Consider the following 20,146-nt stretch of genomic DNA (forward strand, 5'->3'; position numbering starts at 1 on the left):
CCTCCAGAAAGATTTTAATACTGGCGTAAAGACCAGAAGAGCTGAAAAAGAAAAACAGATACGCCTACAATCAGGAAAAAATACAGTTTGTTTTTGGAAAATTGCTGTTCAGATGGGCTTCCTTGGCGAAGGTCCTCTGCGTCACCGAATTTTTCCCGCCGAATATCATCTATCGCGTTTAACCACCGTTTCAGCATATATTTGCCTTCTTAATATCCCAGCGTCCTGTCCACCAGGTTCACAAGAGGCCGTCCGGCGGCGTAGTTGGCAAGGTCCTGGCAGAACATGTCCACATTCACGTCGCAGGTGTAGCCCAGGGTCATGTTGCCGGAGACATGGGGCGTCAGAATGAGGTTCCGGGCGTTCCACATGGGATGGTCCGGCGGCAGGGGCTCCGGAACCATGACGTCCAGGGCGGCGCCGGCCAGCTTGCGGCTGTTCAGGGCCTCCGTCAGGGCGTCCTGGTCCAGGGCGCTGCCCCGGCCCACGTTGATGACGTAGGCGTCCGGCGGCAGCAGGGCGATGCGCTGCCGGGAGAGGATGTTCTCTGTCTCCGGGGTGGAGGGCAGCGCCATCACCAGGATTTTTGTCTCCGGCAGCACGTCGTCCAGCCGGGAGATAGGCAGCACCTCGTCAAAACCCTCCACGCTCCGGCCGGTGCGGCTGAGGCCAGTAATCCTGGCGGCGCCCATGCCCCGCAGACGCTGGGCCACGTTGAAGCCGATGTTGCCGGTGCCCAGGATGGTAAACGTATTGTCCCGGATGGAGCGGATGGGCAGCTGCCGGGACCAGCTGTGGGCTCGGACCACCGCCTCGTACTCCGGCATCCGCCGCAGCAGCATGAGGGTCACCATGACCACGTGTTCGGCAATGGTGACGCCGTAGCCGCTGGAGTTGGTCAGAAGGCACTGGGGATTGGCAAAGATGGAGGGGTCCTTGCAGTAGATGTCCACCCCGGCGAAGGAGCAGCAGTACCACCGCAGGGAGGCGGGGGCGGCTTTCAAAAGTTCCAGGTCGTGGGCGTAGAGCACCTCGCAGTGCTGCAGGCAGGCCCGGGCCTCCTCAAACTGGTCCAGGTCGAAAAAGTGGACGGAAAAGCCCGTCTCTTCAGCGGCTTTTTCAATTTGCGCCTTGTGCGCCGGCGTCAGAAATTCCAGATATACGCAAATATCACGGCTCATACGGTTCAAACCTCCTTGAAAATGGCCTCGCAGATATGCTCCGCCGCCCGCATGCCGTCCGCCGCGGCGGAGAGGATGCCGCCGGCGTAGCCGGCGCCCTCGCCGCAGGGATACAGGCCCCGGATGGCGGACTGGTACGTTTCGTCCCGGGGAATGCGGACCGGAGAAGAGGAGCGGCTCTCCACCGCCGTCAGCACGGCGTCCGGGTCGTCGTAGCCCCGCAGCTTCTGGCCCAGGATGGGCAGGGCTCCCGCAAGAGTGTCCGCAACGAAGGGCGGCAGGCACCGCCGAAGGTCCGTCCAGGTGACGCCGGGGCGGTAGCTGGGGGTCACCCGGCCGGGGCCTGCGGAAGGCCGGCCTGCCAGGAAATCCCCCACCCGCTGGGCGGGGGCGTGGTAAGTGCCGCCGCCCAGGTCGAAGGCGGCCTCCTCCAGCCGCCTCTGGAAGGCCACGCCGGCCAGGGGGTCGTCTCCGCCGCCGAAGTCCTCCGGCGTCACGTTCACCAAAAAGCCGCCGTTGATGTTCTCCTTGTCCCGGGCGAACTCGCTCATGCCGTTGGTCACCAGCCGGCCTTCCTCGCTGGCGGCGGCCACGACTTCACCGCCGGGGCAGACGCAGAAGGAGTAAGCCGCCCGGTGGTCGGGAAGGTGGCAGGAGAGCTTGTAGGTGGACACCGGCAGCCCGGGGTGGCCGGCGTACTGCTTATACTGGGCGGCGTCGCAGTCTGCTTGCCGGTGCTCGATGCGCACGCCCACGGCGAAGGGCTTGGCCTCCATGGGCACGCCCCGCTCATGGAGCATCTCAAAGGTGTCCCGGGCGGAATGGCCGGGACACAGCAGCAGGCGGCGGCAGGGCAGGGCGTAGCTGCCCGACCGCCCCTCCACGGTGACGCCTGCCACGGCGCCGTTTTGCAGGGTGATGTCCGCCAGGCGGCTTTCAAAGCGGATGTCCGCCCCCAGCTCCAGCAGCCGCTGCCGCAGGTTCACCAGGGTGATGTGGAGGTAGTCCGTGCCTACGTGGGGCTTGGCGTCGATGAGAATATCCTCGGGGGCGCCGCAGGAGACCAGCTGCTCCAGAATGAAGCGGTGGCGGGGGTCCTTGGTGCCGGTATTCAGCTTGCCGTCGGAAAAGGCGCCGGCGCCGCCCTCGCCGAACTGGACGTTGGACCGGGGGTCCAGGACGCCGGTGGACCAAAAGCGCTCCACGTCGGCCTTCCGGTCCTCCACCTTTCTGCCACGCTCCAGCAGGATGGGCCGCAGGCCAGCCCGGGCCAGCACCAAAGTAGCGAACAGCCCGGCGGGGCCGGCGCCCACCACCACCGGCGGCACCGCCGGCGCCGGCAGGGGACCGGGCAGTAAATAGCCCATGGTCCGCTCCGGCCGGGAGACTTTTTTGCTGTGGCAGCGCTTTAGGACGGAGGCCTCATCCTTCACAGCCACCTCCACGGTGTAGACCAGCTTCACGTCCTCCCGGGCGTCCACACTGCGGCGCAGCAGCCGCACTGACTGCAGGTCCTTTTCCCGGACCTTCAAAATGCGGGCCGTCTCCGCCGTCAAAGCGGCCATGCCGCCGCCGGGGGCCAGTTTGATGTTTTCAATCTTCAGCAAGGTGTACCGGCTCCTTCCTTTTATACACCGCTTATTTTAACACGGAACGCCTGGAAGGAGAATAGACTTTTCGTATTTTGGACGGGTTCACAATTGGTTTAAAAATCTTTCAGATGTTTTTAAGATATCTGCCCTATACTGAGACCAAAGCTTGAGGAATGAAGAAAATTCAAAAAGCGTGCAAATATTCTTCATGAATTGGACATAAAACCCTGGTATCCTCTGTTCTAACAACAGAAGAAACAGGATACCATGTTAGGAGGTATCAGTCATGTATAACGATGAAGAAAACCTGTATCATTACAGCTACCAGAAGGAGAATCAGCCGGGCACCAGCGGCTCCTCCGTGGATGACCAGCTGAACAGCTTCCAGTATCACGGCGGGCCTCAGCAGCCCGTGCAGGAGATGAAGCCTGTGAAAAAGAACCGTACGGGTCTGAAGGTCACCGCCCTGGCCCTGTGCTGCGCCCTGCTGGGCGGCGCCGTGGGCGGCGGCGTGGTCCACTTCGCCGAGAACCAGCCCGGCCAGACCAGCGTCAATGTCTCCAGCCGCCCCGCCACCCACGTGTCCGTCAACACCGTGGACGGCAAGACAGCCATGACCGACGCGGAGGTGTACGCCGCCGGCGTCAACAGCGTGGTGTCCATTAACGTTACCGGCACCTCGGGCACCAACTTCTTCGGCCAGCCGGTGCGGACGGCCTCCGCCGGCAGCGGCTTCGTACTGACAAAGGACGGCTATATCGTCACCAACTACCACGTGGTCAAGGACGGCGAGACCGTGAAGGTTACCATGTACAACGGCGATGAGTATGAGGCCAAGTACGTGGGCGGCGACGAGGATTACGACATCGCCGTCATCAAGGTGGAGGCCCAGGACCTGCAGGCCGTCACCCTGGGCGACAGCAGCAGCCTGAACGTTGGCGACCACGTGCTGGCCATCGGCAACCCCCTGGGCGAGCTGACCTTCTCCATGAGCGGCGGCATGGTTTCCTGCGTGAACCGGGCCATCAATGTGGACGGCACGCCCTTCAACATGATTCAGACGGACGCCTCCATCAACCCCGGCAACTCCGGTGGACCGCTGTTCAACCAATACGGCGAGGTGGTGGGCATCGTGTCCGCCAAGTACTCCAGCACCGGCAATGAGTCCGTGGAGGGCCTGGGCTTCGCCATCCCCATCAACGATGTGCTGGCCATGATCCAGGACATCATGACCAACGGCTATGTCACCAACAAGCCCTACCTGGGCGTCACCGCCGGCACCATGACGGAGCAGATGGCGGCCCAGTACCGCTACGATGTCACCAGCGGCGTGTTCATCTACTCCGTGGAGGAGGACGGTGCCGCCGCCAAGGCGGGACTGAAGATGGGCGACGTCATCGTGAAGGTGGACGATACGGACATCACCTCCATGGAGGATCTGACCGTGGCGAAAAAGCAGTATTCCGCCGGCGACACCTGCACCCTCACCATCTACCGGGAGGGACAGGAGACCACCGTGGAGCTGACGTGGGGCGCTGTGCCGGAGGACCAGCAGAGCAACATTTCTTCCCAGGACCAGCAGACCCAGAACGGTAGCCAGTACGGAAACGGCTATACCAACCCCAATGACCTGTTCAACTACTTTTTCGGCAACCGCTTCAGCGGCAACAGCTACCGCTCCAACGGCTGAGCGAAACGATCCCTTTCCGGCGTTTGACGGCGGCTTCGCGGCAGCAGCCGCGGCAAGGCCAAACGCCGCCAGTGCGACAGGCGCGGAAAGTAGTGAATATATAGCAGCGATCAACCAATCAATTTTCTCTCCTAATTTCTCAACGTGATTTTCCACCCTCTCAAAGGCAAGGCCCGCGGCGTTTTACGCCGCGGGCCTTGCCGCTGTCCGCAAGATCGGGCTCTTCAAAAAAATCCTGCCGGCGCGCAGATGGGATGAAACATTTTTATACGCCGCTTCGTCTTATATTATGTAAACAAATGAGACGCCGCTCTGACAGCAAGAAAACCAAAAACGGTGTCACATCTCGCAGAGTTGATTACATAATATATTTATATCGATATTATGACGCCTTATTGGATGGAAATTTCCAGGGCGGAGCAGACGAATACCGGGAAAGCTATGCGAAACGAGGAAAGGAACACAGCATGAAACACGTACGCAGATGGGCGGCGGCAGCCGTCCTTGTTTTACTTTTGGCCCAGCTTTTGACCGTTCCCGCAGGTGCCGCCAAGCTGGTGGCCATCACCTTTGACGATGGTCCCAATCAGACCTGGACACCCCAGGTGGTGGAGGCGCTGAACCAGCGGGGGGTGAAGGGTACGTTTTTCATGGTGGGCAGCTGGGTGGCCACCAAAGAGGACCTGGTGCGCAGCATGGCTGAGCAGGGCCATCAGATCGCCAACCACACCTGGGAGCATCTGAACTTGACGGGTCTGGACGCGGGAGAGGTGCGGCTCCAGGCGGAGCGGAGCCGGGAGCGGCTGGCGGAAGTCACCGGACAGAAAAATTTCTGGGTGCGCACGCCCTTCGGCGTCCGCACCCAGACGGTACTGAACAATATCGATTCTCCCCTCATTCTGTGGAGCCAGGACCCGGCGGCGGGAAAACAGGTGTCCGGTGAGAAAATGGCCCGGTCCGTCATCCGAAACATCAAGGACGGGGACATCATCCTGCTCCACGACAGCACCCAGGACAACCTGGATGCCGCCTGCCGTATCATAGACGCCCTCCAGCCCAGAGGCTATGATTTTGTGACGGTGGAGGAACTGTTCCGCCTGCGGGGCGTCACGCCCCGGAACGGCGTCATCTACAAAAGCGTGCCGCCTGCCGCCGATCCCCAGGCCTATGACGAAAACCGCCTGGAGAGCCACTGGGCATGGCCCGCCATCTCCCTCATGGAGGACACAGGCATCATGACCGGCGACGAAGAGGGCTGGCATCCCAACCGCCGCCTGACCCGGGCCGCGGCGGCGGTGGTGCTGTGGCGGGCAGCGGGAGAGCCCCAGGCCCGCCGGCGGGCGGACTTCCTGGACGTGCCGAAAAGCGCGTGGTACGCGGAGGCTGTGGCCTGGGCCGAGGAGGCCGGCGTCATCAAGGGCACCGGCGCCGGCCGGTTCAGTCCCGCCGCTCCCGTGACCCGGCAGCAGCTGTACGTCATGGTGGACCGCCTGCTGGACCGGGGAAGCGTGTCGGTTGGGACCGGGGAGGTCCGAAGCTTTGAGGACAGCTTTCGCATCAGCGGTTGGGCCAGGGAGGCGGTGGAGCGGATCGAAGCCCTGGGATTCACCTCCCGGAACGACCGGGAGCTGTTTCGCCCCCAGGACCCCGCCACCCGGGCGGAGGCGGCGGAGCTGGTGGCCTGGTATCTGGGGGTGCGGTGAAAAAGCGGAGAGCTGTGTATTTTCCGGCTCAGAACTTGTTCTTGATGACCTGGGTGGCTTCGCCGCTGGCAAGGTCCGTGTAGCGGACGAAGAGGGACACCTTGTTGTCCGGATTCAGCGCCTGCCACATCTGCTCCGCCAGCGCTTCGGCGTTGGGAGCGTCCAGGGTCACACGCTCCGGCTCCCCCTCGAAGGAGGGCAGGGGGGCGCCGTCGCCCATGTAGGTGTGGATGAAGCGGCCCTCGCCGGCGAGGGGATGGTCGTAGGTGTAGAAATAGCGGTGGCAGCAGCTGGGGTCGCCGTCGGCGGACTTCAGAATGGACAGCTGGAAGCTGCCGTCGGGGCCCATGAGGCCGGAGATGCGGGGGGTGTAGTTGGGGTAGTCCGGCTCGAACTCCCGGGTCTGGAGGGCGTCGGCAAAGGTCCGGCCGGCCAGCAGGCCGTCCCGGACGGTGTCGGTCTGGTCGCCGTTGGTGACGATCAGCTTGTCGCCCACCTGGCGGACGGGATGGTAGATGATGAGGCTGGGGTCCGTCATCTTAGAGGGGTCGTGGGCCTCCGTGCGGATGCCGTCCTCCGTGACGGTGAACACCCGGTTCCGGGAGTTTTCACTGCGGCCCATGATGAAATAGGCCGCCACGGCGAACTTGCCGTCGGCGCTGCGGCCCAGGACGATGCCCCGGCCGGGATAGGGATTGCTGCGAAGCTGCTGGGAAAGATCCAGTTTGTTCATGATGATGGCTCCTTATTTCAAAAGTTTCTTTCGTTCCTTGTAGTCCGGGAGGTATTGGGCCAGCAGGGCGTAAAAGGCGGGGCCGTGGTTTTTCTCCCGAATGTGGCACAGCTCATGGACCACCACCAAATCGATGGCCGCCTCCGGCTGGCGCATCAAAAAGCAGGAAAAGCACAGGCTGTTTTTCCCGCTGCAGCTGCCGTACCGTTTTTGGGCAGTGGTGATCTTGACGCCGGTGGGCCGGACGCCCATGACGCCGGCCCAGTAGGCCACCTTGGGAGGCAGGACTTCTTTGGCCCGGGCCTTCAGAGCGGCGATGTCCGTCTGGGTGGGGGGTGGCGGCGCCTCGGCGGCCCGCCGCCGCTGCCGCTCCAGATGGAGGGCGATCCAGTCCTCATGGGCGGCCACAAATTCGTCGATGCGTGTCTTGCTGGCCCGCAGGGGGGCGCGCACCAGCACCCGGCAGTCCCGGGTGATCTCCAGCGCCAGCGTCCGCCGGCGGGAGCGGATCAGTTCATAAGCACTCATGGTAGTACCTTATCATAGAAGTGTTGAAAACACAAGGAAAAAGGGAAGCGGTATGACCGCTTCCCTTTTGTTCATTCTGCTCACAGCGCCTCCATGGCGGCGTTGATGCTGTCCTCACAGGAGCGCATGGCCTGGATGGTCCGGTCCATCAGCTCCTCCAGAGTCCAGCCTAAGCGTTCCGCGCCGTCCCGGATGACGTCCCGGGAGCAGCCGGCGGCGAACTTCTTGTCCTTGAACTTCTTTTTCAGAGAGCTGACCTCCATGTCCTGGCAGCTTTTGCTGGGGCGCATCCGGGCGGCGGCGCCGATGAGGCCCGTCAGCTCGTCGGCGGCGAAGAGGACCTTTTCCATTTCGTGGGTGGGCTCCACATCGCAGCAGATGCCGAAGCCGTGGCTGCAAACGGCGTGGACCAGGTCCTCGCCGCAGCCGATCTCCGCCAGCAGCTCCGGGGCCTTTTTGCAGTGCTCCTCCGGCCACTTTTCGAAATCCACGTCGTGGAGCAGGCCCACGGTGGCCCAGAAGTTCGCGTCCTCGCCGTAGCCCAGCTCGTTGGCGTACCAGCGCATGACGCCCTCCACCGTCAGCGCGTGCTGGATGTGGAAGGGCTCGGAATTGTATGTTTTCAGCAGCGCCAGGGCCGCCTCTCTGTCGGGACATGCTCTCATGGAAATCGCTCCTTTGTGTGAATGAAATTGGTGCCAGTATACCCGGTTTTTTCCCGGTTTGCAAGCCCTTTCACGGCTCCCGGGGGTCTGGGTCGCCGTCCAGCGTGACGAAGTAATCGTAGTAGGGCAGCAGGAGCTCGAAGTCCCGCTTCAAGTGGTCCGCGATCTCCCGACTGAACAGCTCCTCCGTCAGCTTGTCCTGGTGGTAAATGGAAAAAGATTTCGCCTTGTACCAGGGCTTCAGCAGGGGGGAGGGGGCGGCGGAGCGGGGACGGCGATAGTCCTCCGTCTCCAAGAGGAATTCCTGCTGGCCGTTCAGCTTCCGGGTCAGGGCCTCCATGGTCCCGGGGTCCCGGTCGATACGGGCGCGGAGCTTGGCCATCGTCACGGGCTTGGGCATGTAATAGCCCATGCCGCAGGTCCAGCCGTCCGGCGACAGCTCAAACCAAAGGGTAGGGTGGGCCGTCCACTGCTCGGAGGGCTGCTCCACGGAAAACCACAGGCTGTCCTTATAGGGCCCCCGGCCGTGGAGCCGGCGGGCGTCCCGGTAGATGCGGGTGGTCTTGGAGATCAGGCCATAGTCCGGCCGCTTCTCCCGGATGAAATCATACATTTCAGCTCCCAGTTCTTTCATGGGCTGGTAAAATTGGGTCAGGTAAATGTCCTTGTGGGCCTCAAACCAGCTGCGCTCGTTGTTGAAGCGGATACCCCACATGAAGTCCACGGTCTCGTCGGTGAATCCGGTAAACATGGCGTCCTCCCATCGTATTCCAAAATCGAAGAAAGTATAGCACAAAACTTTTCCCGGGGCAATGGAGCAAAGGCATCAAAAAGTTCGGTCCGGAGAAGAATTCTCCGGACCGGGGATGTATGGCTGGTTTACGCCTCCGCCTGGGCGGCGGCTACGATGAGCTTGACGCAGGTGTCATAGCCCAGGGCGCCGCTGTCCAGGGTCATGTGGTAATTGCGGCTGTCGCCCCATTTTTTGCCGGTGTAGTGGTTATAGTAGTTGTGGCGGCTGGCGTCCTTTTTGGCCATGAGCTTTTGGATCTCCGTGGCGTTGGTGCTGCCGGTCATCTCGCTGACCCGCACGGCCCGGTGAACATCGTCGGCGTGGATGAACACGTTGATGCAGTCGATGCCGGCCTCCTGCAAAACCACGTTGGCGCACCGGCCCAGAATGACGCAGGGCCCCTCGTGGGCGAAGCGCAGGATGATGGCCTCCTGCACGTCGTGGATGGCGTCTTGAGTGTCCCGGTAGTTGGAGCTGGAGACGGCGCAGATGCTCTTGAGGATGGAGCCGGTCTTGGAGATGTCCTCCCCCTCGTCCTCCACCAGGTCGATCTCAAAGCCGCTGGCCTTGGCGGTCTCCCGGACGATGTCCCGGTCATAGAAGGGGATCTTCAGCGCCTCTGCCACCTGCTTGCCGATGGAGTGGCCGCCGGCGCCGTACTCACGGCTGATGGTAATGATCTTGTTCATCCTTAGTGTCCTCCGTTTCCCTGCCGCGTACGCGGTATATCACTGGCCTCATCATACCACATTCCCGCCGCCTGCGCAATGAAAAATGTCAGCCCTGGAGGCTCCGCTCCAGCAGACGGAGGATGGTGTCCGCGTGGCGGTACTCGTCGGCGCTGAGCTCATTGAAAAGCCGGCTGAGGCAGGGGTCCGTGGTGCCGTCGGCGGAACGGGCGTAGTTGAAGCCGCTGCACGCCTCCAGGTGGTAGCGCTCCCGCAGGGCGGCGCACCACTGCCCCACGCACACGGGGCCGTGGTGGACGGCGGGGCGGTAGCACTGGCCGGTGATGAGGTAATGGACCGCCAGCAGGCGGCGGGCGTGGCCGGCCTCATCGTCGGCGATGGCGCGCAGCTTCTGCCGGGCCCAGGCGGGGCCCTGACGGGCGATGGCAAGGAAATACTGCCGGTCCGACAGGGACTCCTCAATGAAGCCGGTGATCACCGCCAACATCTCACCGGCGGCGGTGCCCATGCAGCAGGGATTGGGCTGGGCGCCGGGCAGCTGGCTCTCCGGCGGGGTGGACGGCTGGCTTTCCGGCGGTGTGGGGGCGGCAGGCGGGGACGGCGGCTCCGCCCGGGGCTCCGCGGCCTCCGGAGCGGCCTGACGCATGCCGGGATAGGGCTCCAGGGTGGGCGCCACCCGCTGCCAGACGCGGTCGTACTGGCGGTAGTCATAGACCTGGGGCTGGTGCAGATCTTCTTCCATATTAGGTCCCTCCTTTCTCTCAAGTATATGCGGCGGCGGAAAAACCGTGCCTAAGGGATGGGCGGAAGCGCTTTTTCGGTTAAAATACCCAGGGAAAAGTCCGCGGCTGCGTTGCTTTTTCCGTTTGCTTCTGTTAGAATAGACAGGCTATGAGCATTTATTGCCAAAAAGGAGGTTCCATTTCATGCTGGAACTGAAATCAGTCAGCTATACCGTCCGGGAAGGGGACGGCGAGCTGGGAATATTGAAGGACATCTCCCTGACCATCGATGACCATAAGCTGGTGGTGTTCACCGGCCCCAACGGCGGCGGCAAGACCACCCTGGCCAAGATCATCATGGGATTGGTGAAGCCCACCTCCGGCCAGATCCTCTGGAACGGCCAGGACATCACGGACCTGGGCATCACGGAGCGGGCCCGCCTGGGTATCAGCTACGGCTTCCAGCAGCCCCCCCGCTTCAAGGGACTGACGGTCCGCGACCTGCTGACCCTGGCCAGCGGCGACGGGAAGCTGTCCAAGGACAAGTGCTGCCAGTACCTCACCAAGGTGGGCCTGTGCGCCAACGACTATCTGGACCGGGAGGTGGACGTGTCCCTCTCCGGCGGCGAGGTCAAGCGCATTGAGATCGCCACCATCCTGGCCCGGAACAGCCAACTGATGATCTTCGACGAGCCGGAGGCGGGCATCGACCTGTGGAGTTTTGCCCGGCTGACGGAGACCTTTGAGCAGATCCATGCCGGCGGCACTGCCACCATGATCATCATCTCTCACCAGGAGCGCATCATCTCCCTGGCGGACGAGGTCATCGTGGTGGGCGACGGCACCATCCGCCACCGGGGCAGCGCGGCGGACATCCTACCCCAGATTTTGGCGGACACCCTGGGCGCTTGCCCGGTACTGACGAAGGGAGGCGACGCGCAATGATGGACAACGAGATCGACCGCGAGCTTCTGGAAAAGATCGCGGACATGCTGGGCAAGCCTGTGGGCGCCTTCAACATCCGCAAGGACTCCGGCTGCGACGGCCGCCAGTCCACGGAGCACATTGAGATCACCAGCAAGACCGACGGCAAGAGCGGCATCGACATCCGCGTTAAGGACGGCACCGTCGGCGAGACCTGCCACATCCCCGTCATCATCACCAAGCCCGGTATCGAGGAAATGGTGTACAACGATTTCTATATCGGCGAGAACTGCAATGTGGACATCGTGGCCGGCTGCGGCATCCACAACTGCGGCGACCAGACCAGCCGCCACGACGGCCTCCACACCTTCTATGTGGGCAAAAACTCCCACGTCCACTACACGGAAAAGCACTACGGCGAGGGCGACGGCAAGGGCGGCCGCGTTATGAATCCCCAGACGGTGGTGTATCTGGAGGAGGGGGCCTCCATCCAGATGGACACCACCCAGATCCGGGGCATCGACTCCACGAAGCGCTACACGAAGATCGTCTGCGGCAAGGGGGCCGAGGCCGTTGTCACCGAGCGCCTGCTGACCCACGGCGAGCAGGTGGCGGAGAGCGACATGGAGATCGTCCTGGACGGCGAGGACTCCAAGGGCCGGGTCATTTCCCGCTCCGTGGCCCAGGATACCTCCAGCCAGGTGTTCTATCCCCGCATGGTGGGCAACGCCCAATGCTTCGGCCATGTCCAGTGCGATTCCATCATCATGGGGGAGGCCAAGATCAAGTCCATCCCCGCCATCACCGCCAACTGCACCGAGGCCCAGCTGGTCCACGAGGCCGCCATCGGCAAGATCGCCGGCGAGCAGCTTTTGAAGCTGGAGACCCTGGGACTGACGGAGGAGGAAGCCGAGGACTGCATCCTCAAGGGCTTTTTGGCGTAACGAATAAAACAGTGACGGCAATTTTGCCGTCACTGTTTTTCTTGTTCGCATAAATCGTCCAGGCTGACTTGATAATAATCTGCCAGAGCAATCAGTGCTTTTAGCCGAGGAACGGTTTGCCCGGATTCATAGCGGCTATATGTTTTGACGCTGCATCCTAAATGTGCAGCAACGTCAACTTGACGTTTGTGCTGCTGCTCCCGCAATTGCTGCAGGCGAAGAGAAATCATTTATATCACCTCGCAGGCAATATAACAGAAAATATCACAAAAACGGCGTTTTTGGACAAGCTGTCCTAAAGAAGCCTCGCAGAGTTTGCCGCCCGCAGGCGGCAAATAAAGTGAAATCATTTTTCGGCGCGGCGTGTACGTGGCGAAAAATACAACTCACTCCGCAAGTGTGCGAGTTGTGCGGCAGAGCCGCACAAAGAGTGCGCGCAGCGGAGTGCAAACTTTTTCCCCCAAAAGCCGAACAGACTTTTGGGGGGAATGGAACCGCCCGGACCATCGTCCGGGCGGTTCGCGTTTTTCATTCCATGGAGATGATATAGTAGTAAACAGGCTGGCCGCCGGAGAGAATGGCCACCTCCGCATCGGGACAGGCGCTTTCAAATACGCCGGCCGCCTTCTGGGCGTCCTCCTCGGACACATCCTCGCCGAAGTACAGGGAGATGAAGGATGCCTCCCGCTCCACAGCGTCCGCCGCCAGCTTTTCCAGCAGGGTGTACAGGCTGCTGTCGGTGCCGAAGAGCTTGCCCTCCTCCAGGGCCAGGTAGTCGCCCGCCTTGATGTCAAAGCCGTCGAAGTCGGAGTTCCGGGCGGCGTAGGTGATCTGGGCGGTGGTGACGGTGGAGAGGCTGTCCGTCATGGCGGCGGTCAGCGTCTCGGCGTCGGGGGCCTCAAAGTCCACGTTCATCATGGCGGTGATGCCCTGGGGCACGGTCTTGGTGGGGATGACGATGACATTCTTGTCCGTCAGGGCATCGCACTGCTGGGCGGCCATGATGATGTTGCCGTTGTTGGGCAGCACGAACACGGTCTCCGCGGGGATCTTGTCCACCCCCGCCAGGATGCTCTCGGTGGAGGGGTTCATGGTCTGGCCGCCGGACACCACGCCGTCGGCGCCCAGGTCCTTAAAGACCGCCGCCAGGCCCTCGCCGGCGCAGACGGCCAGGAAGCCGTACTTCTTCTCGGGAGCGGCCACGGTATGGCCGGCTTCCTCGGCGGCGGGAGCGGCTTCCAGCTGGGCTTCCACCTCATCCAGGTCGTCGGTGCTCTGGGCCTTCCGGCCGGCGGCCAGGTCCTCCGCCTGGGTGCGCATGTTCTCGATCTTGGCCAGCTCCAGCGTGCCGTATTTCTGGGCCTCGTTCAAGGCACTGCCGGGGATGTCGGTGTGGACGTGGACCTTGAAGGCCTCTTCGTCCTCGCCGATGACCAGGCTGTCGCCGATGCTGTTCAGGTATTCCCGCAGGGGCTCCAGGGACTTTTCGGAGGTCTTGCGGACGATGAACACGGTGTCAAAGGTGAAGGTGATGTCCTCGGCGGAGAGGGCGGCGAAATCCGCCTTTTCCTGGGACTGGGCGTCCTCCGCCACCTCCGGCATGGGCTCGCCCCGCAGCTCGGCCAGCATGCCCTCCAGAATGAGGAGGTAGCCCTTGCCGCCGGCGTCCACCACGCCGGCCTTTTTCAGCACGGGGTTCATGTCGGTGGTCTGGGCCAGGGCCTCGTAGCCCACCCGGATGGCCTCCTCCAGCACCTTTTCCACGTCCGCTTCCTCCGCGGCGGCGTCCACGGCGGCCTTGGAGGCCAGGCGGGACACGGTGAGGACAGTGCCCTCGGCGGGCTTCATGACGGCCTTGTAGGCGGCGGAGACGCCCTCCTGCATGGCGGCGGCAAAGGCGGCGGCGTCGGCGGTCTCCCGGCCCTTGAGGCCCTTGGAGATGCCCCGGAACAGCAGCGAGAGGATGACGCCGGAGTTGCCCCGGGCGCCCCGCAGCAGGGCGGAGGCGGTGGTGTCGGCGGCCTTGGTCAGCGTGGCGGGCTCGCTTTTGCGCAGCTCCGTCACGGCGGTAGCGATGGTCATGGACATATTGGTGCCGGTGTCGCCGTCGGGGACGGGGAACACGTTGAGGTCGTTGATGGCCTGCTTCTGGGCAGTGATGGCGGCGGCACCGTGGAGCACCATCTGCTTGAACAGCACGCCGGTGATCTGATTGTTCATGTCGTTACTTCCTCCCTCACAGGGTCATGGAATCCACGCACACGTCAACAGCCTTGACGGTGACGCCGGTATTCTTGGTGACAACGTAGCGCACCTCGTTCATGATGGAGCTGCAGACCGCGGGGAGGTTGACGCCGTTTTCCACAATGATGTGGAGCTCGATGGAGATGGAGTTGTCGTCGTGATAGGTGATGCTGACGCCTTTGCTCATGGCCTCCCGCCGCAGCAGGTGCACCAGGCCGTCGGTCATGGAGCGGTAGGCCATGCCCTTGACGCCGAAGCAGTTGGTGGCGGCGATGCCGGTAATGTTGGAGAACACGGCGCTGCTGACGGAGATCTCACCTTGATCGGATTTAAATTGAATCATGAGAACGTCCTTTCTTTCCCAGTATTGTCAGGAAGAGGCGGGCGGAGCCGCTCTTCATAGCGTATACGGAACGGTGCATACTTTAAGGATTATATTATAAACGATTCCCCTGTAAAGTACAAGTCCCAAAAAGTCCTGCCGCGGCTATTGAAAAGCGGCGGACTTTGACGTAAAATAGGACAGAATTTGTAAGTCGTTTCCGGGCTGCGCCGCTGCGGAGCGCGGAAAGGTCGTGTCACCGTGAAAAAAGGACCGGTTTATGTCCTGATCTGTTATATCCTGTGGGGTGTCCTGCCGGTATTCTGGAAGATGCTGGCGGCTGTGGATTCCCTGTATGTGCTGGCCGGACGCATCGTGTGGTCCCTGGTGTTCATCTCCGCCATCCTGGCGGCGCGGCGGAGCTTCGGCGCCGTCCGGGCCGTGCTGGGGGACCGGCGGGAGCTGGGGCGGCTGGTGCTGGCGGGCATTACCGTGTGCGTCAACTGGGGGTCCTACATCTGGGCCGTCAACAGCGGCCACATGCTGGACGCCAGCCTGGCCTATTATATGAACCCCATCCTGGCCATCCTGCTGGGCACCGTGGTGTTCCGGGAAAAGCTGACGGGGCTGCAGTGGCTGTCCGTGGCGGTGACGTTCACGGGCCTGGTCATCACCATTCTCCGCTACCGGCAGATCCCCTGGATCGCCCTCATCATCGGCGGCAGCTTCGCCGTGTACGGCGCCATCAAAAAAGGCGTCCATGCCGAGTCCGGCGTGTCCGTGTTTTTTGAGACGCTGACGCTGGCGCCCTTCGCCCTGGTGTTTATGGCGGCGGCGGAGGTCCGGGGCGCCGGCGCCGTCGGCGTGCTCCATGGCTGGCAGTGGCTGCTGCTGCCCGCCGCCGGCGTGGTCACCACTGTGCCGCTGCTGTTTTTCGCCAAGGGCATCAAGACCACACCCATGACCCTCTCCGGTATCTTGATGTATATCAACCCCACGCTGCAGCTGCTGCTGTCCGTGCTGCTGTACCAGGAGGCGTTCACGACAACCCACGCCATCCTGTTCGGCTTTGTCTGGAGCGGCCTGGCGCTGTACCTGCTCTCCAGCCTGCTGCGGGAGCACAAGCACAAAAAGGAGGAGACCCTATGCGAGTGATCACCGGAAGCGCCCGGGGCCGCCGGCTCAAGGAGCTGGAGGGTATGGAGACCCGCCCCACCACCGACCGGGTGAAGGAGGGACTGTTCAGCGCCCTGCAGTTCGACATCGAGGGCCGCCGGGTGCTGGACCTGTTCGCCGGCACCGGCCAGCTGGGCATCGAGTGCCTCAGCCGGGGCGCTGCCTCCGCCGTGTTTGTGGACCGGCGGGCCGACGCCGTGAAGCTCATCCGGGAGAACCTGCGGCTGACGGAGCTGGAGGACCGGGCCCGGGTGGTGGCGGGAGATTCCATGGAGTATCTCAAGAGCATCCGGGAGCCCTTTGACATCATTTTCCTGGACCCGCCCTACGCCGCGGGGCTTTTGGAGCCGGCCATCGCCCACATCGCAAAGTTTGACATTCTGGCGCCGCATGGTATAATTGCAGCAGAACATCCCGCGGACCGGGTGCTGCCGGCCCTGGCGCCTCCTTACCGGGTCCACCGCACGTACCGCTACGGGAAGATCGCCTTGACCCTTTACCGCCGCGGCGGAAATGAACAAAATGAGGAATGACCCATGACAACAGCCATTTGTTCCGGCAGCTTTGACCCCATCACCCTGGGCCACCTGGACATCATCCGCCGGGCGGCGGCCTGCTTTGACCGGGTGTGCGTGTGTGTCAGCCCCAATGCCGAAAAAAAGAACCAGATGTTCACGCCGGAGGAGAAGCTCCTCCTGGTGCGGACCGCCGTGGCGGACCTTCCCAATGTGGAGGCGGAGCTGTGGCCGGGCCTCCTGGCGGATTTCGCCGTGGATCACGGCGCCACCGCCATCGTCCGGGGCGTCCGCAACACATCGGATTTTGATGTGGAATACCAGCTGGCCCTCATCAACCAGGATATTCATCCGGGACTGGAGACCATGCTGCTGCCCGCCTCCGCCGCTTACCAGCACTTCAGCTCCTCCATGGCCCGGGAGATGATCCGCTACGGCCAGCCCCTGGAAGCCTATCTGCCCGCCTCCATCATTCCCATGGTGCGGGACTTCATCGAGAAAAAGGAAGGATGAATCAACATGGCAAATGATGTCAACCGCCTGATCGATATGCTGTACGAGCGCATCGAGGACGCGAAGTCTCCGGCGCTGAAGCCCAATATGAGCATGGTGGACCGGGATGAAATGCTGGACCTGCTGGACGAGCTGCGGGCCGCCCTTCCCGTGGAGATCAAGCGGGCCCAGGAGTTGCTGGCCGCCCGGGAGAAATTCGTGGACGACGCCAAGCGGGACGTGGACCGCATGATGCGCCAGGCGGAGCTGGAGGCCAAGACCAAGGTCTCCGAAAGCGAGGTGCTCTACGCCGCCAAGGAGAAGGCCCGGCAGATCATTGCCCGGGCGGAGGAACGCTCCCGCCAGCTCTACCAGGTGGCCAACGAATACGCCGAGGACGCCCTCGCCCGCACAGAGGAGGCCGTCCAGGCCGCGTTGGACGAGGTGAAGCAGTCCCGTGTCCGCTTCCGCACCGCCTCCGCCGCCAAAATGCAGGAGCAGCGGGATAAGCTGGAGGGCAAAAATGACCTCGATTCCTCCGCCCAGGAGGAGTGAGATGGTCCGGTAGACCGTAACACAAAAATTTGTAAAAAATGACGAAGGCCTTGAGAAAAGACGTTCAGAAAAAACAAGATTTTGTAGGAAAATTGATAAAAAGTAACACTCGGCACAAAATGTTGTGCCGAGTGTTGCTTTTTATTTTACGTAAACTGGAGAACCTGGGGTCGAACATCTGTTTTAAAAGGCGGGTTTTGACGCAAAAAGGCGAAAAATGGGCTGTTTTTCCAGGGCTCCGGTCGCAAAAAAATCCTTGCATTCCGGGAAAATATCGCTTATACTCAAAATACATGGTGGGGATTTGTGGGTAATTAGTGCATCCAAGTGCCACATGAACCCTATTTGGACCCTAAAAACAGAAAAAAGGGGGGCGGCGTCCATGGCACGGCTGATGGGAAAATCCAATAACAGCATCGACTCCAAGGGCCGCCTGGTCATCCCCTCCGCCATGCGGGAGGCTTTGGGAAACCTCTTTTATATCACCATCGGCGCGGAAGGGTGCCTTACCATCTACCCGGAGGCCAAGTGGGAGCAGATGTCCGAGGATATGGACGAGCTGTCCTACACAGAGGCCCGGGCACTGACGCTGCTGTACGCCAACGCGGTGCCCTGTGAGCCGGACGGCCAGGGCCGGGTGCTCATCCCCGCCAACCTGCGCAAGCACGCGGGACTGAAAAAGAGCGCCACCATTGTGGGACTGAACTCCTTCGCGGAGATCTGGGACGAGGAGACCTGGGCCAAGCGGGAGCAGGACATGCTCAGCAGCAACAATATGGCGGCGGCCATGGACGCACTGGCCCGTGCCCGCCGCAGCCGGGGGTAAGCCGCCATGGAATTCACCCACAAGCCCGTGCTGCTGCACGAGTGCATCGAAGCATTGAACATCCGCCCCGACGGGGTGTATGTGGACGGTACGCTGGGCCGCGCAGGGCACTCCATTGAGATCGCCCAGAGGCTTGCCACCGGCCGGCTCATCTGTATCGACCGCGATATGGCGGCCATCGAGGCGGCAAAGGTCCGCCTGGCCCCATATATGGACCGTGTGACACTGGTCCACAGCAATTTTTCGGAGCTGGGCGGCGTCCTGCGGCAGGCAGGCGCCTCCGGCGCCGACGGGATGCTGTTCGACCTGGGGGTATCCTCTCCCCAGCTGGACGACGCCTCCCGGGGCTTTTCCTACATGCAGGACGCCCCGCTGGACATGCGGATGGACCTGGACGCGCCCTTGACAGCCTATGAGATCGTCAATACCTGGAGCGGCGAGGAGCTTCGCCGCATCCTGTTCGAATACGGCGAGGAGCGCTACGCCCCCGCCATCGCCAGAGCCATCGTCCGGGCCCGGGAGACCCGGCCGGTGGAGACAACTTTGGAGTTGGTGGACATCATCAAGTCCGCCATGCCCCCCGCAGCCCTGCGGGAAAAGCAGCACCCCGCCAAGCGCAGCTTCCAGGCCATCCGCATCGCTGTCAACGGCGAGCTGGACGCCCTGCCCCCCATGCTCCGGGCGGCGGTGGAAGGGCTGAACCCCGGTGGCCGGCTGGCGGTCATCACCTTCCATTCTCTGGAGGACCGCATCGTCAAGCGCACCCTGCAGGACCTGGCCCGGGGCTGCACCTGCCCACCGGAATTTCCTGTCTGCGTGTGCGGCAAAAAGCCGAAGGTGAAGCTCATCACCCACAAGCCCATTGTCTCCGGCCCGGAAGAGCTGGCAGAAAATCCAAGGGCCCGCAGCGCGAAGCTCCGCGTGGCGGAGAAGTGTGAGACATTTGACCTGTGACAGCGTTCACGGGATTTTCTGCCTCGCCGCGAAAGCGGCGTCCAAGCGTTTTGGCGTCAGCCAAAACCTTGAAATCGGCGGGCTCTGCCTGACGATTTGAGTTCGACAGGGCTCCCGGAAAAGCGGAGCTTTTGCGGGGATAAATCCAAGGGCCCGCAGCGCGAAGCTCCGCGTGGCGGAGAAGTGCGAACCATTTGATATTTGAGGGAACGGCCGGACAAGCCGTTTGTGTGTGAGATACGAAAGAGGAGGGACCCCAGGTGGCATCAGCAGCGAAGGACCTGCGGTACAATCACAGAAATGCCGTATACGGCAGTCTGGCATATGATCTGGACCGGGAGCTCCGGGAGCGGGAACTGGGCCATGCCGGCGAAGCGCCCCTCCAGCGGGAAGTGGTGGTGGAGCGCCCCAAGGTCCGCAGCGTTTCCAAGGTCCAGACCCGGGAGCGGCAGCACCTGTCCGCGTTTTCCGTGGTGGGCTTCACAGCGGTGGCGGCGCTGGCGGTGCTGGTGCTCATGAGCTATATCCAGCTGACGGCCCTGTCCGCTGAGACCGTGTCCCTAAAGAAGCAGCTGAGCGCCCTGGAGACGGAAAACGTCACCCTCACTGCCCAGTATGAGCGGATGTTTGACCGGAATACCGTGAAGGAGGCGGCGGAGGCCGCGGGCATGAGCAAGCCCGGCAGCAGCCAGATCTATTACATCGACCTGAGCGACGGCGACAGCGCCGTGGTCTACCAGCAGTCCGATCCCGGCGTCCTCAGCCGCCTGCTGACATCGCTTCATCACGGGTTTTATGCGGTGGTGGAATATTTCAACTGACCGCCGCACTATAATGCACTGACAGTGGGGAGTAAGAAGGTTACGCTTTCTTACTCCCCGTTTGCGACAAAACAGGA

The 20,146-nt window shown here is 62.2% G+C and carries 23 protein-coding genes; 11 read left to right on the plus strand and 12 right to left on the minus strand.

Annotated features, from left to right (window positions below; translation table 11 throughout):
- Nucleotides 1-14 precede the first annotated feature (14 nt).
- The 3 genes from ACTQ4R_RS05625 to ACTQ4R_RS05635 are packed head-to-tail and all read right to left on the minus strand — an operon-like array spanning nucleotide 15 to nucleotide 2,788.
- On the minus strand, nucleotides 15-197 hold the full coding sequence (locus ACTQ4R_RS05625; protein WP_441626652.1) for a hypothetical protein: 183 nt from the start codon (nucleotides 195-197) through the stop codon (nucleotides 15-17).
- Nucleotides 198-209: 12 nt separating this feature from the next.
- Nucleotides 210-1,181, minus strand: a complete 972-nt coding sequence (locus ACTQ4R_RS05630) for a D-2-hydroxyacid dehydrogenase (RefSeq protein WP_441626654.1) — start codon at nucleotides 1,179-1,181, stop codon at nucleotides 210-212.
- Between the two features lie 5 nt (nucleotides 1,182-1,186).
- A complete protein-coding gene (locus tag ACTQ4R_RS05635; RefSeq protein ID WP_441626656.1) occupies nucleotides 1,187-2,788 on the minus strand; it encodes an NAD(P)/FAD-dependent oxidoreductase in 1,602 nt (533 codons plus the stop codon).
- Nucleotides 2,789-3,059: 271 nt separating this feature from the next.
- Between ACTQ4R_RS05635 and ACTQ4R_RS05640 the strand changes: the two genes are divergently transcribed.
- Nucleotides 3,060-4,463, plus strand: a complete 1,404-nt coding sequence (locus ACTQ4R_RS05640; RefSeq protein WP_441626658.1) for a S1C family serine protease — start codon at nucleotides 3,060-3,062, stop codon at nucleotides 4,461-4,463.
- 467 nt (nucleotides 4,464-4,930) lie between these two features.
- Nucleotides 4,931-6,166 (plus strand): polysaccharide deacetylase family protein, encoded by a 1,236-nt coding sequence (locus ACTQ4R_RS05645; protein ID WP_441626660.1) that lies wholly within the window; start codon nucleotides 4,931-4,933, stop codon nucleotides 6,164-6,166.
- A gap of 28 nt (nucleotides 6,167-6,194) precedes the next feature.
- Here ACTQ4R_RS05645 and ACTQ4R_RS05650 read toward each other — a convergent pair whose 3' ends face one another.
- The 6 genes from ACTQ4R_RS05650 to ACTQ4R_RS05675 form a co-directional block, all read right to left on the minus strand.
- Nucleotides 6,195-6,899 (minus strand): IMP cyclohydrolase, encoded by a 705-nt coding sequence (locus ACTQ4R_RS05650; protein WP_441626661.1) that lies wholly within the window; start codon nucleotides 6,897-6,899, stop codon nucleotides 6,195-6,197.
- A gap of 12 nt (nucleotides 6,900-6,911) precedes the next feature.
- A complete protein-coding gene (locus ACTQ4R_RS05655; RefSeq protein WP_441626662.1) occupies nucleotides 6,912-7,427 on the minus strand; it encodes a M48 family metallopeptidase in 516 nt (171 codons plus the stop codon).
- Between the two features lie 80 nt (nucleotides 7,428-7,507).
- A complete protein-coding gene (locus ACTQ4R_RS05660) occupies nucleotides 7,508-8,092 on the minus strand; it encodes a hydrolase (RefSeq protein WP_441626664.1) in 585 nt (194 codons plus the stop codon).
- A 70-nt stretch (nucleotides 8,093-8,162) separates the two neighbouring features.
- On the minus strand, nucleotides 8,163-8,843 hold the full coding sequence (locus tag ACTQ4R_RS05665; RefSeq protein ID WP_441626666.1) for a DUF2461 domain-containing protein: 681 nt from the start codon (nucleotides 8,841-8,843) through the stop codon (nucleotides 8,163-8,165).
- Nucleotides 8,844-8,971: 128 nt separating this feature from the next.
- Complete coding sequence (locus ACTQ4R_RS05670; protein ID WP_441626667.1) at nucleotides 8,972-9,574, minus strand: AAA family ATPase; 603 nt, start codon at nucleotides 9,572-9,574, stop codon at nucleotides 8,972-8,974.
- Nucleotides 9,575-9,662: 88 nt separating this feature from the next.
- Complete coding sequence (locus ACTQ4R_RS05675) at nucleotides 9,663-10,316, minus strand: ferritin-like domain-containing protein (protein ID WP_441626669.1); 654 nt, start codon at nucleotides 10,314-10,316, stop codon at nucleotides 9,663-9,665.
- 184 nt (nucleotides 10,317-10,500) lie between these two features.
- Between ACTQ4R_RS05675 and ACTQ4R_RS05680 the strand changes: the two genes are divergently transcribed.
- Both ACTQ4R_RS05680 and ACTQ4R_RS05685 read left to right on the plus strand, forming a co-directional pair.
- Entirely contained in the window at nucleotides 10,501-11,241 is a 741-nt protein-coding gene (locus ACTQ4R_RS05680; RefSeq protein WP_441626671.1) for an ABC transporter ATP-binding protein, read from the plus strand.
- On the plus strand, nucleotides 11,238-12,164 hold the full coding sequence (locus ACTQ4R_RS05685) for a SufB/SufD family protein (protein ID WP_441626673.1): 927 nt from the start codon (nucleotides 11,238-11,240) through the stop codon (nucleotides 12,162-12,164). The genes ACTQ4R_RS05680 and ACTQ4R_RS05685 overlap by 4 nt, the downstream gene beginning before the upstream one ends.
- A gap of 29 nt (nucleotides 12,165-12,193) precedes the next feature.
- Here the strand turns inward: ACTQ4R_RS05685 and ACTQ4R_RS05690 are convergent, their stop codons facing one another.
- From ACTQ4R_RS05690 to ACTQ4R_RS05700, 3 genes are all read right to left on the minus strand, one after another.
- On the minus strand, nucleotides 12,194-12,394 hold the full coding sequence (locus tag ACTQ4R_RS05690) for a helix-turn-helix domain-containing protein (RefSeq protein WP_441626675.1): 201 nt from the start codon (nucleotides 12,392-12,394) through the stop codon (nucleotides 12,194-12,196).
- A gap of 298 nt (nucleotides 12,395-12,692) precedes the next feature.
- Nucleotides 12,693-14,384 carry a DAK2 domain-containing protein gene (locus ACTQ4R_RS05695; RefSeq protein WP_441626677.1) on the minus strand — a complete coding sequence of 564 codons (1,692 nt, stop codon included), beginning with the start codon at nucleotides 14,382-14,384 and terminating at the stop codon, nucleotides 12,693-12,695.
- Nucleotides 14,385-14,400: 16 nt separating this feature from the next.
- A complete protein-coding gene (locus ACTQ4R_RS05700; protein WP_295585814.1) occupies nucleotides 14,401-14,751 on the minus strand; it encodes an Asp23/Gls24 family envelope stress response protein in 351 nt (116 codons plus the stop codon).
- Nucleotides 14,752-14,991: 240 nt separating this feature from the next.
- On the opposite strand from ACTQ4R_RS05700, the gene rarD reads away from it, so the two are divergent.
- The 7 genes from rarD to ACTQ4R_RS05735 all read left to right on the plus strand — a co-directional run bounded on the left by rarD (nucleotide 14,992) and on the right by ACTQ4R_RS05735 (nucleotide 20,069).
- Nucleotides 14,992-15,885, plus strand: a complete 894-nt coding sequence (gene rarD / locus ACTQ4R_RS05705; protein WP_441626679.1) for an EamA family transporter RarD — start codon at nucleotides 14,992-14,994, stop codon at nucleotides 15,883-15,885.
- On the plus strand, nucleotides 15,876-16,439 hold the full coding sequence (gene rsmD, locus ACTQ4R_RS05710) for a 16S rRNA (guanine(966)-N(2))-methyltransferase RsmD (protein ID WP_441626681.1): 564 nt from the start codon (nucleotides 15,876-15,878) through the stop codon (nucleotides 16,437-16,439). The genes rarD and rsmD overlap by 10 nt, the downstream gene beginning before the upstream one ends.
- 3 nt (nucleotides 16,440-16,442) lie before the next feature.
- Nucleotides 16,443-16,934, plus strand: coding sequence for a pantetheine-phosphate adenylyltransferase (gene coaD / locus ACTQ4R_RS05715; protein ID WP_441626683.1), 492 nt, complete (start codon nucleotides 16,443-16,445; stop codon nucleotides 16,932-16,934).
- A gap of 6 nt (nucleotides 16,935-16,940) precedes the next feature.
- The gene (locus ACTQ4R_RS05720) at nucleotides 16,941-17,468 is read left to right on the plus strand and encodes a hypothetical protein (RefSeq protein ID WP_441626685.1); all 528 of its coding nucleotides are present in this window, start codon (nucleotides 16,941-16,943) and stop codon (nucleotides 17,466-17,468) included.
- Between the two features lie 382 nt (nucleotides 17,469-17,850).
- Nucleotides 17,851-18,294, plus strand: a complete 444-nt coding sequence (gene mraZ / locus ACTQ4R_RS05725) for a division/cell wall cluster transcriptional repressor MraZ (RefSeq protein WP_441626687.1) — start codon at nucleotides 17,851-17,853, stop codon at nucleotides 18,292-18,294.
- A 6-nt stretch (nucleotides 18,295-18,300) separates the two neighbouring features.
- Nucleotides 18,301-19,248, plus strand: a complete 948-nt coding sequence (gene rsmH / locus ACTQ4R_RS05730) for a 16S rRNA (cytosine(1402)-N(4))-methyltransferase RsmH (RefSeq protein WP_441626689.1) — start codon at nucleotides 18,301-18,303, stop codon at nucleotides 19,246-19,248.
- 260 nt (nucleotides 19,249-19,508) lie between these two features.
- Complete coding sequence (locus ACTQ4R_RS05735) at nucleotides 19,509-20,069, plus strand: hypothetical protein (RefSeq protein ID WP_441626691.1); 561 nt, start codon at nucleotides 19,509-19,511, stop codon at nucleotides 20,067-20,069.
- Nucleotides 20,070-20,146: the final 77 nt, after the last annotated feature.

Origin of the sequence: Dysosmobacter sp. Sow4_B12 (genome assembly GCF_052116665.1) — a bacterium.
Taxonomy (GTDB): Bacteria; Bacillota; Clostridia; order Oscillospirales; family Oscillospiraceae; genus Oscillibacter.

Coding starts and splice junctions, on each gene's coding strand:
- ACTQ4R_RS05670 (WP_441626667.1), bottom strand. CDS start 9,574: ATGAACAAGATCATTACCATCAGCCGTGAGTACGGCGCCGGCGGCCAC.
- ACTQ4R_RS05655 (WP_441626662.1), bottom strand. CDS start 7,427: ATGAGTGCTTATGAACTGATCCGCTCCCGCCGGCGGACGCTGGCGCTG.
- ACTQ4R_RS05625 (WP_441626652.1), bottom strand. CDS start 197: ATGCTGAAACGGTGGTTAAACGCGATAGATGATATTCGGCGGGAAAAA.
- ACTQ4R_RS05675 (WP_441626669.1), bottom strand. CDS start 10,316: ATGGAAGAAGATCTGCACCAGCCCCAGGTCTATGACTACCGCCAGTAC.
- rsmD (WP_441626681.1), top strand. CDS start 15,876: ATGCGAGTGATCACCGGAAGCGCCCGGGGCCGCCGGCTCAAGGAGCTG.
- ACTQ4R_RS05660 (WP_441626664.1), bottom strand. CDS start 8,092: ATGAGAGCATGTCCCGACAGAGAGGCGGCCCTGGCGCTGCTGAAAACA.
- ACTQ4R_RS05630 (WP_441626654.1), bottom strand. CDS start 1,181: ATGAGCCGTGATATTTGCGTATATCTGGAATTTCTGACGCCGGCGCAC.
- ACTQ4R_RS05700 (WP_295585814.1), bottom strand. CDS start 14,751: ATGATTCAATTTAAATCCGATCAAGGTGAGATCTCCGTCAGCAGCGCC.
- mraZ (WP_441626687.1), top strand. CDS start 17,851: ATGGCACGGCTGATGGGAAAATCCAATAACAGCATCGACTCCAAGGGC.
- rsmH (WP_441626689.1), top strand. CDS start 18,301: ATGGAATTCACCCACAAGCCCGTGCTGCTGCACGAGTGCATCGAAGCA.
- ACTQ4R_RS05680 (WP_441626671.1), top strand. CDS start 10,501: ATGCTGGAACTGAAATCAGTCAGCTATACCGTCCGGGAAGGGGACGGC.
- ACTQ4R_RS05645 (WP_441626660.1), top strand. CDS start 4,931: ATGAAACACGTACGCAGATGGGCGGCGGCAGCCGTCCTTGTTTTACTT.
- ACTQ4R_RS05650 (WP_441626661.1), bottom strand. CDS start 6,899: ATGAACAAACTGGATCTTTCCCAGCAGCTTCGCAGCAATCCCTATCCC.
- coaD (WP_441626683.1), top strand. CDS start 16,443: ATGACAACAGCCATTTGTTCCGGCAGCTTTGACCCCATCACCCTGGGC.
- ACTQ4R_RS05685 (WP_441626673.1), top strand. CDS start 11,238: ATGATGGACAACGAGATCGACCGCGAGCTTCTGGAAAAGATCGCGGAC.
- ACTQ4R_RS05665 (WP_441626666.1), bottom strand. CDS start 8,843: ATGTTTACCGGATTCACCGACGAGACCGTGGACTTCATGTGGGGTATC.
- ACTQ4R_RS05695 (WP_441626677.1), bottom strand. CDS start 14,384: ATGAACAATCAGATCACCGGCGTGCTGTTCAAGCAGATGGTGCTCCAC.
- ACTQ4R_RS05640 (WP_441626658.1), top strand. CDS start 3,060: ATGTATAACGATGAAGAAAACCTGTATCATTACAGCTACCAGAAGGAG.
- ACTQ4R_RS05720 (WP_441626685.1), top strand. CDS start 16,941: ATGGCAAATGATGTCAACCGCCTGATCGATATGCTGTACGAGCGCATC.
- ACTQ4R_RS05690 (WP_441626675.1), bottom strand. CDS start 12,394: ATGATTTCTCTTCGCCTGCAGCAATTGCGGGAGCAGCAGCACAAACGT.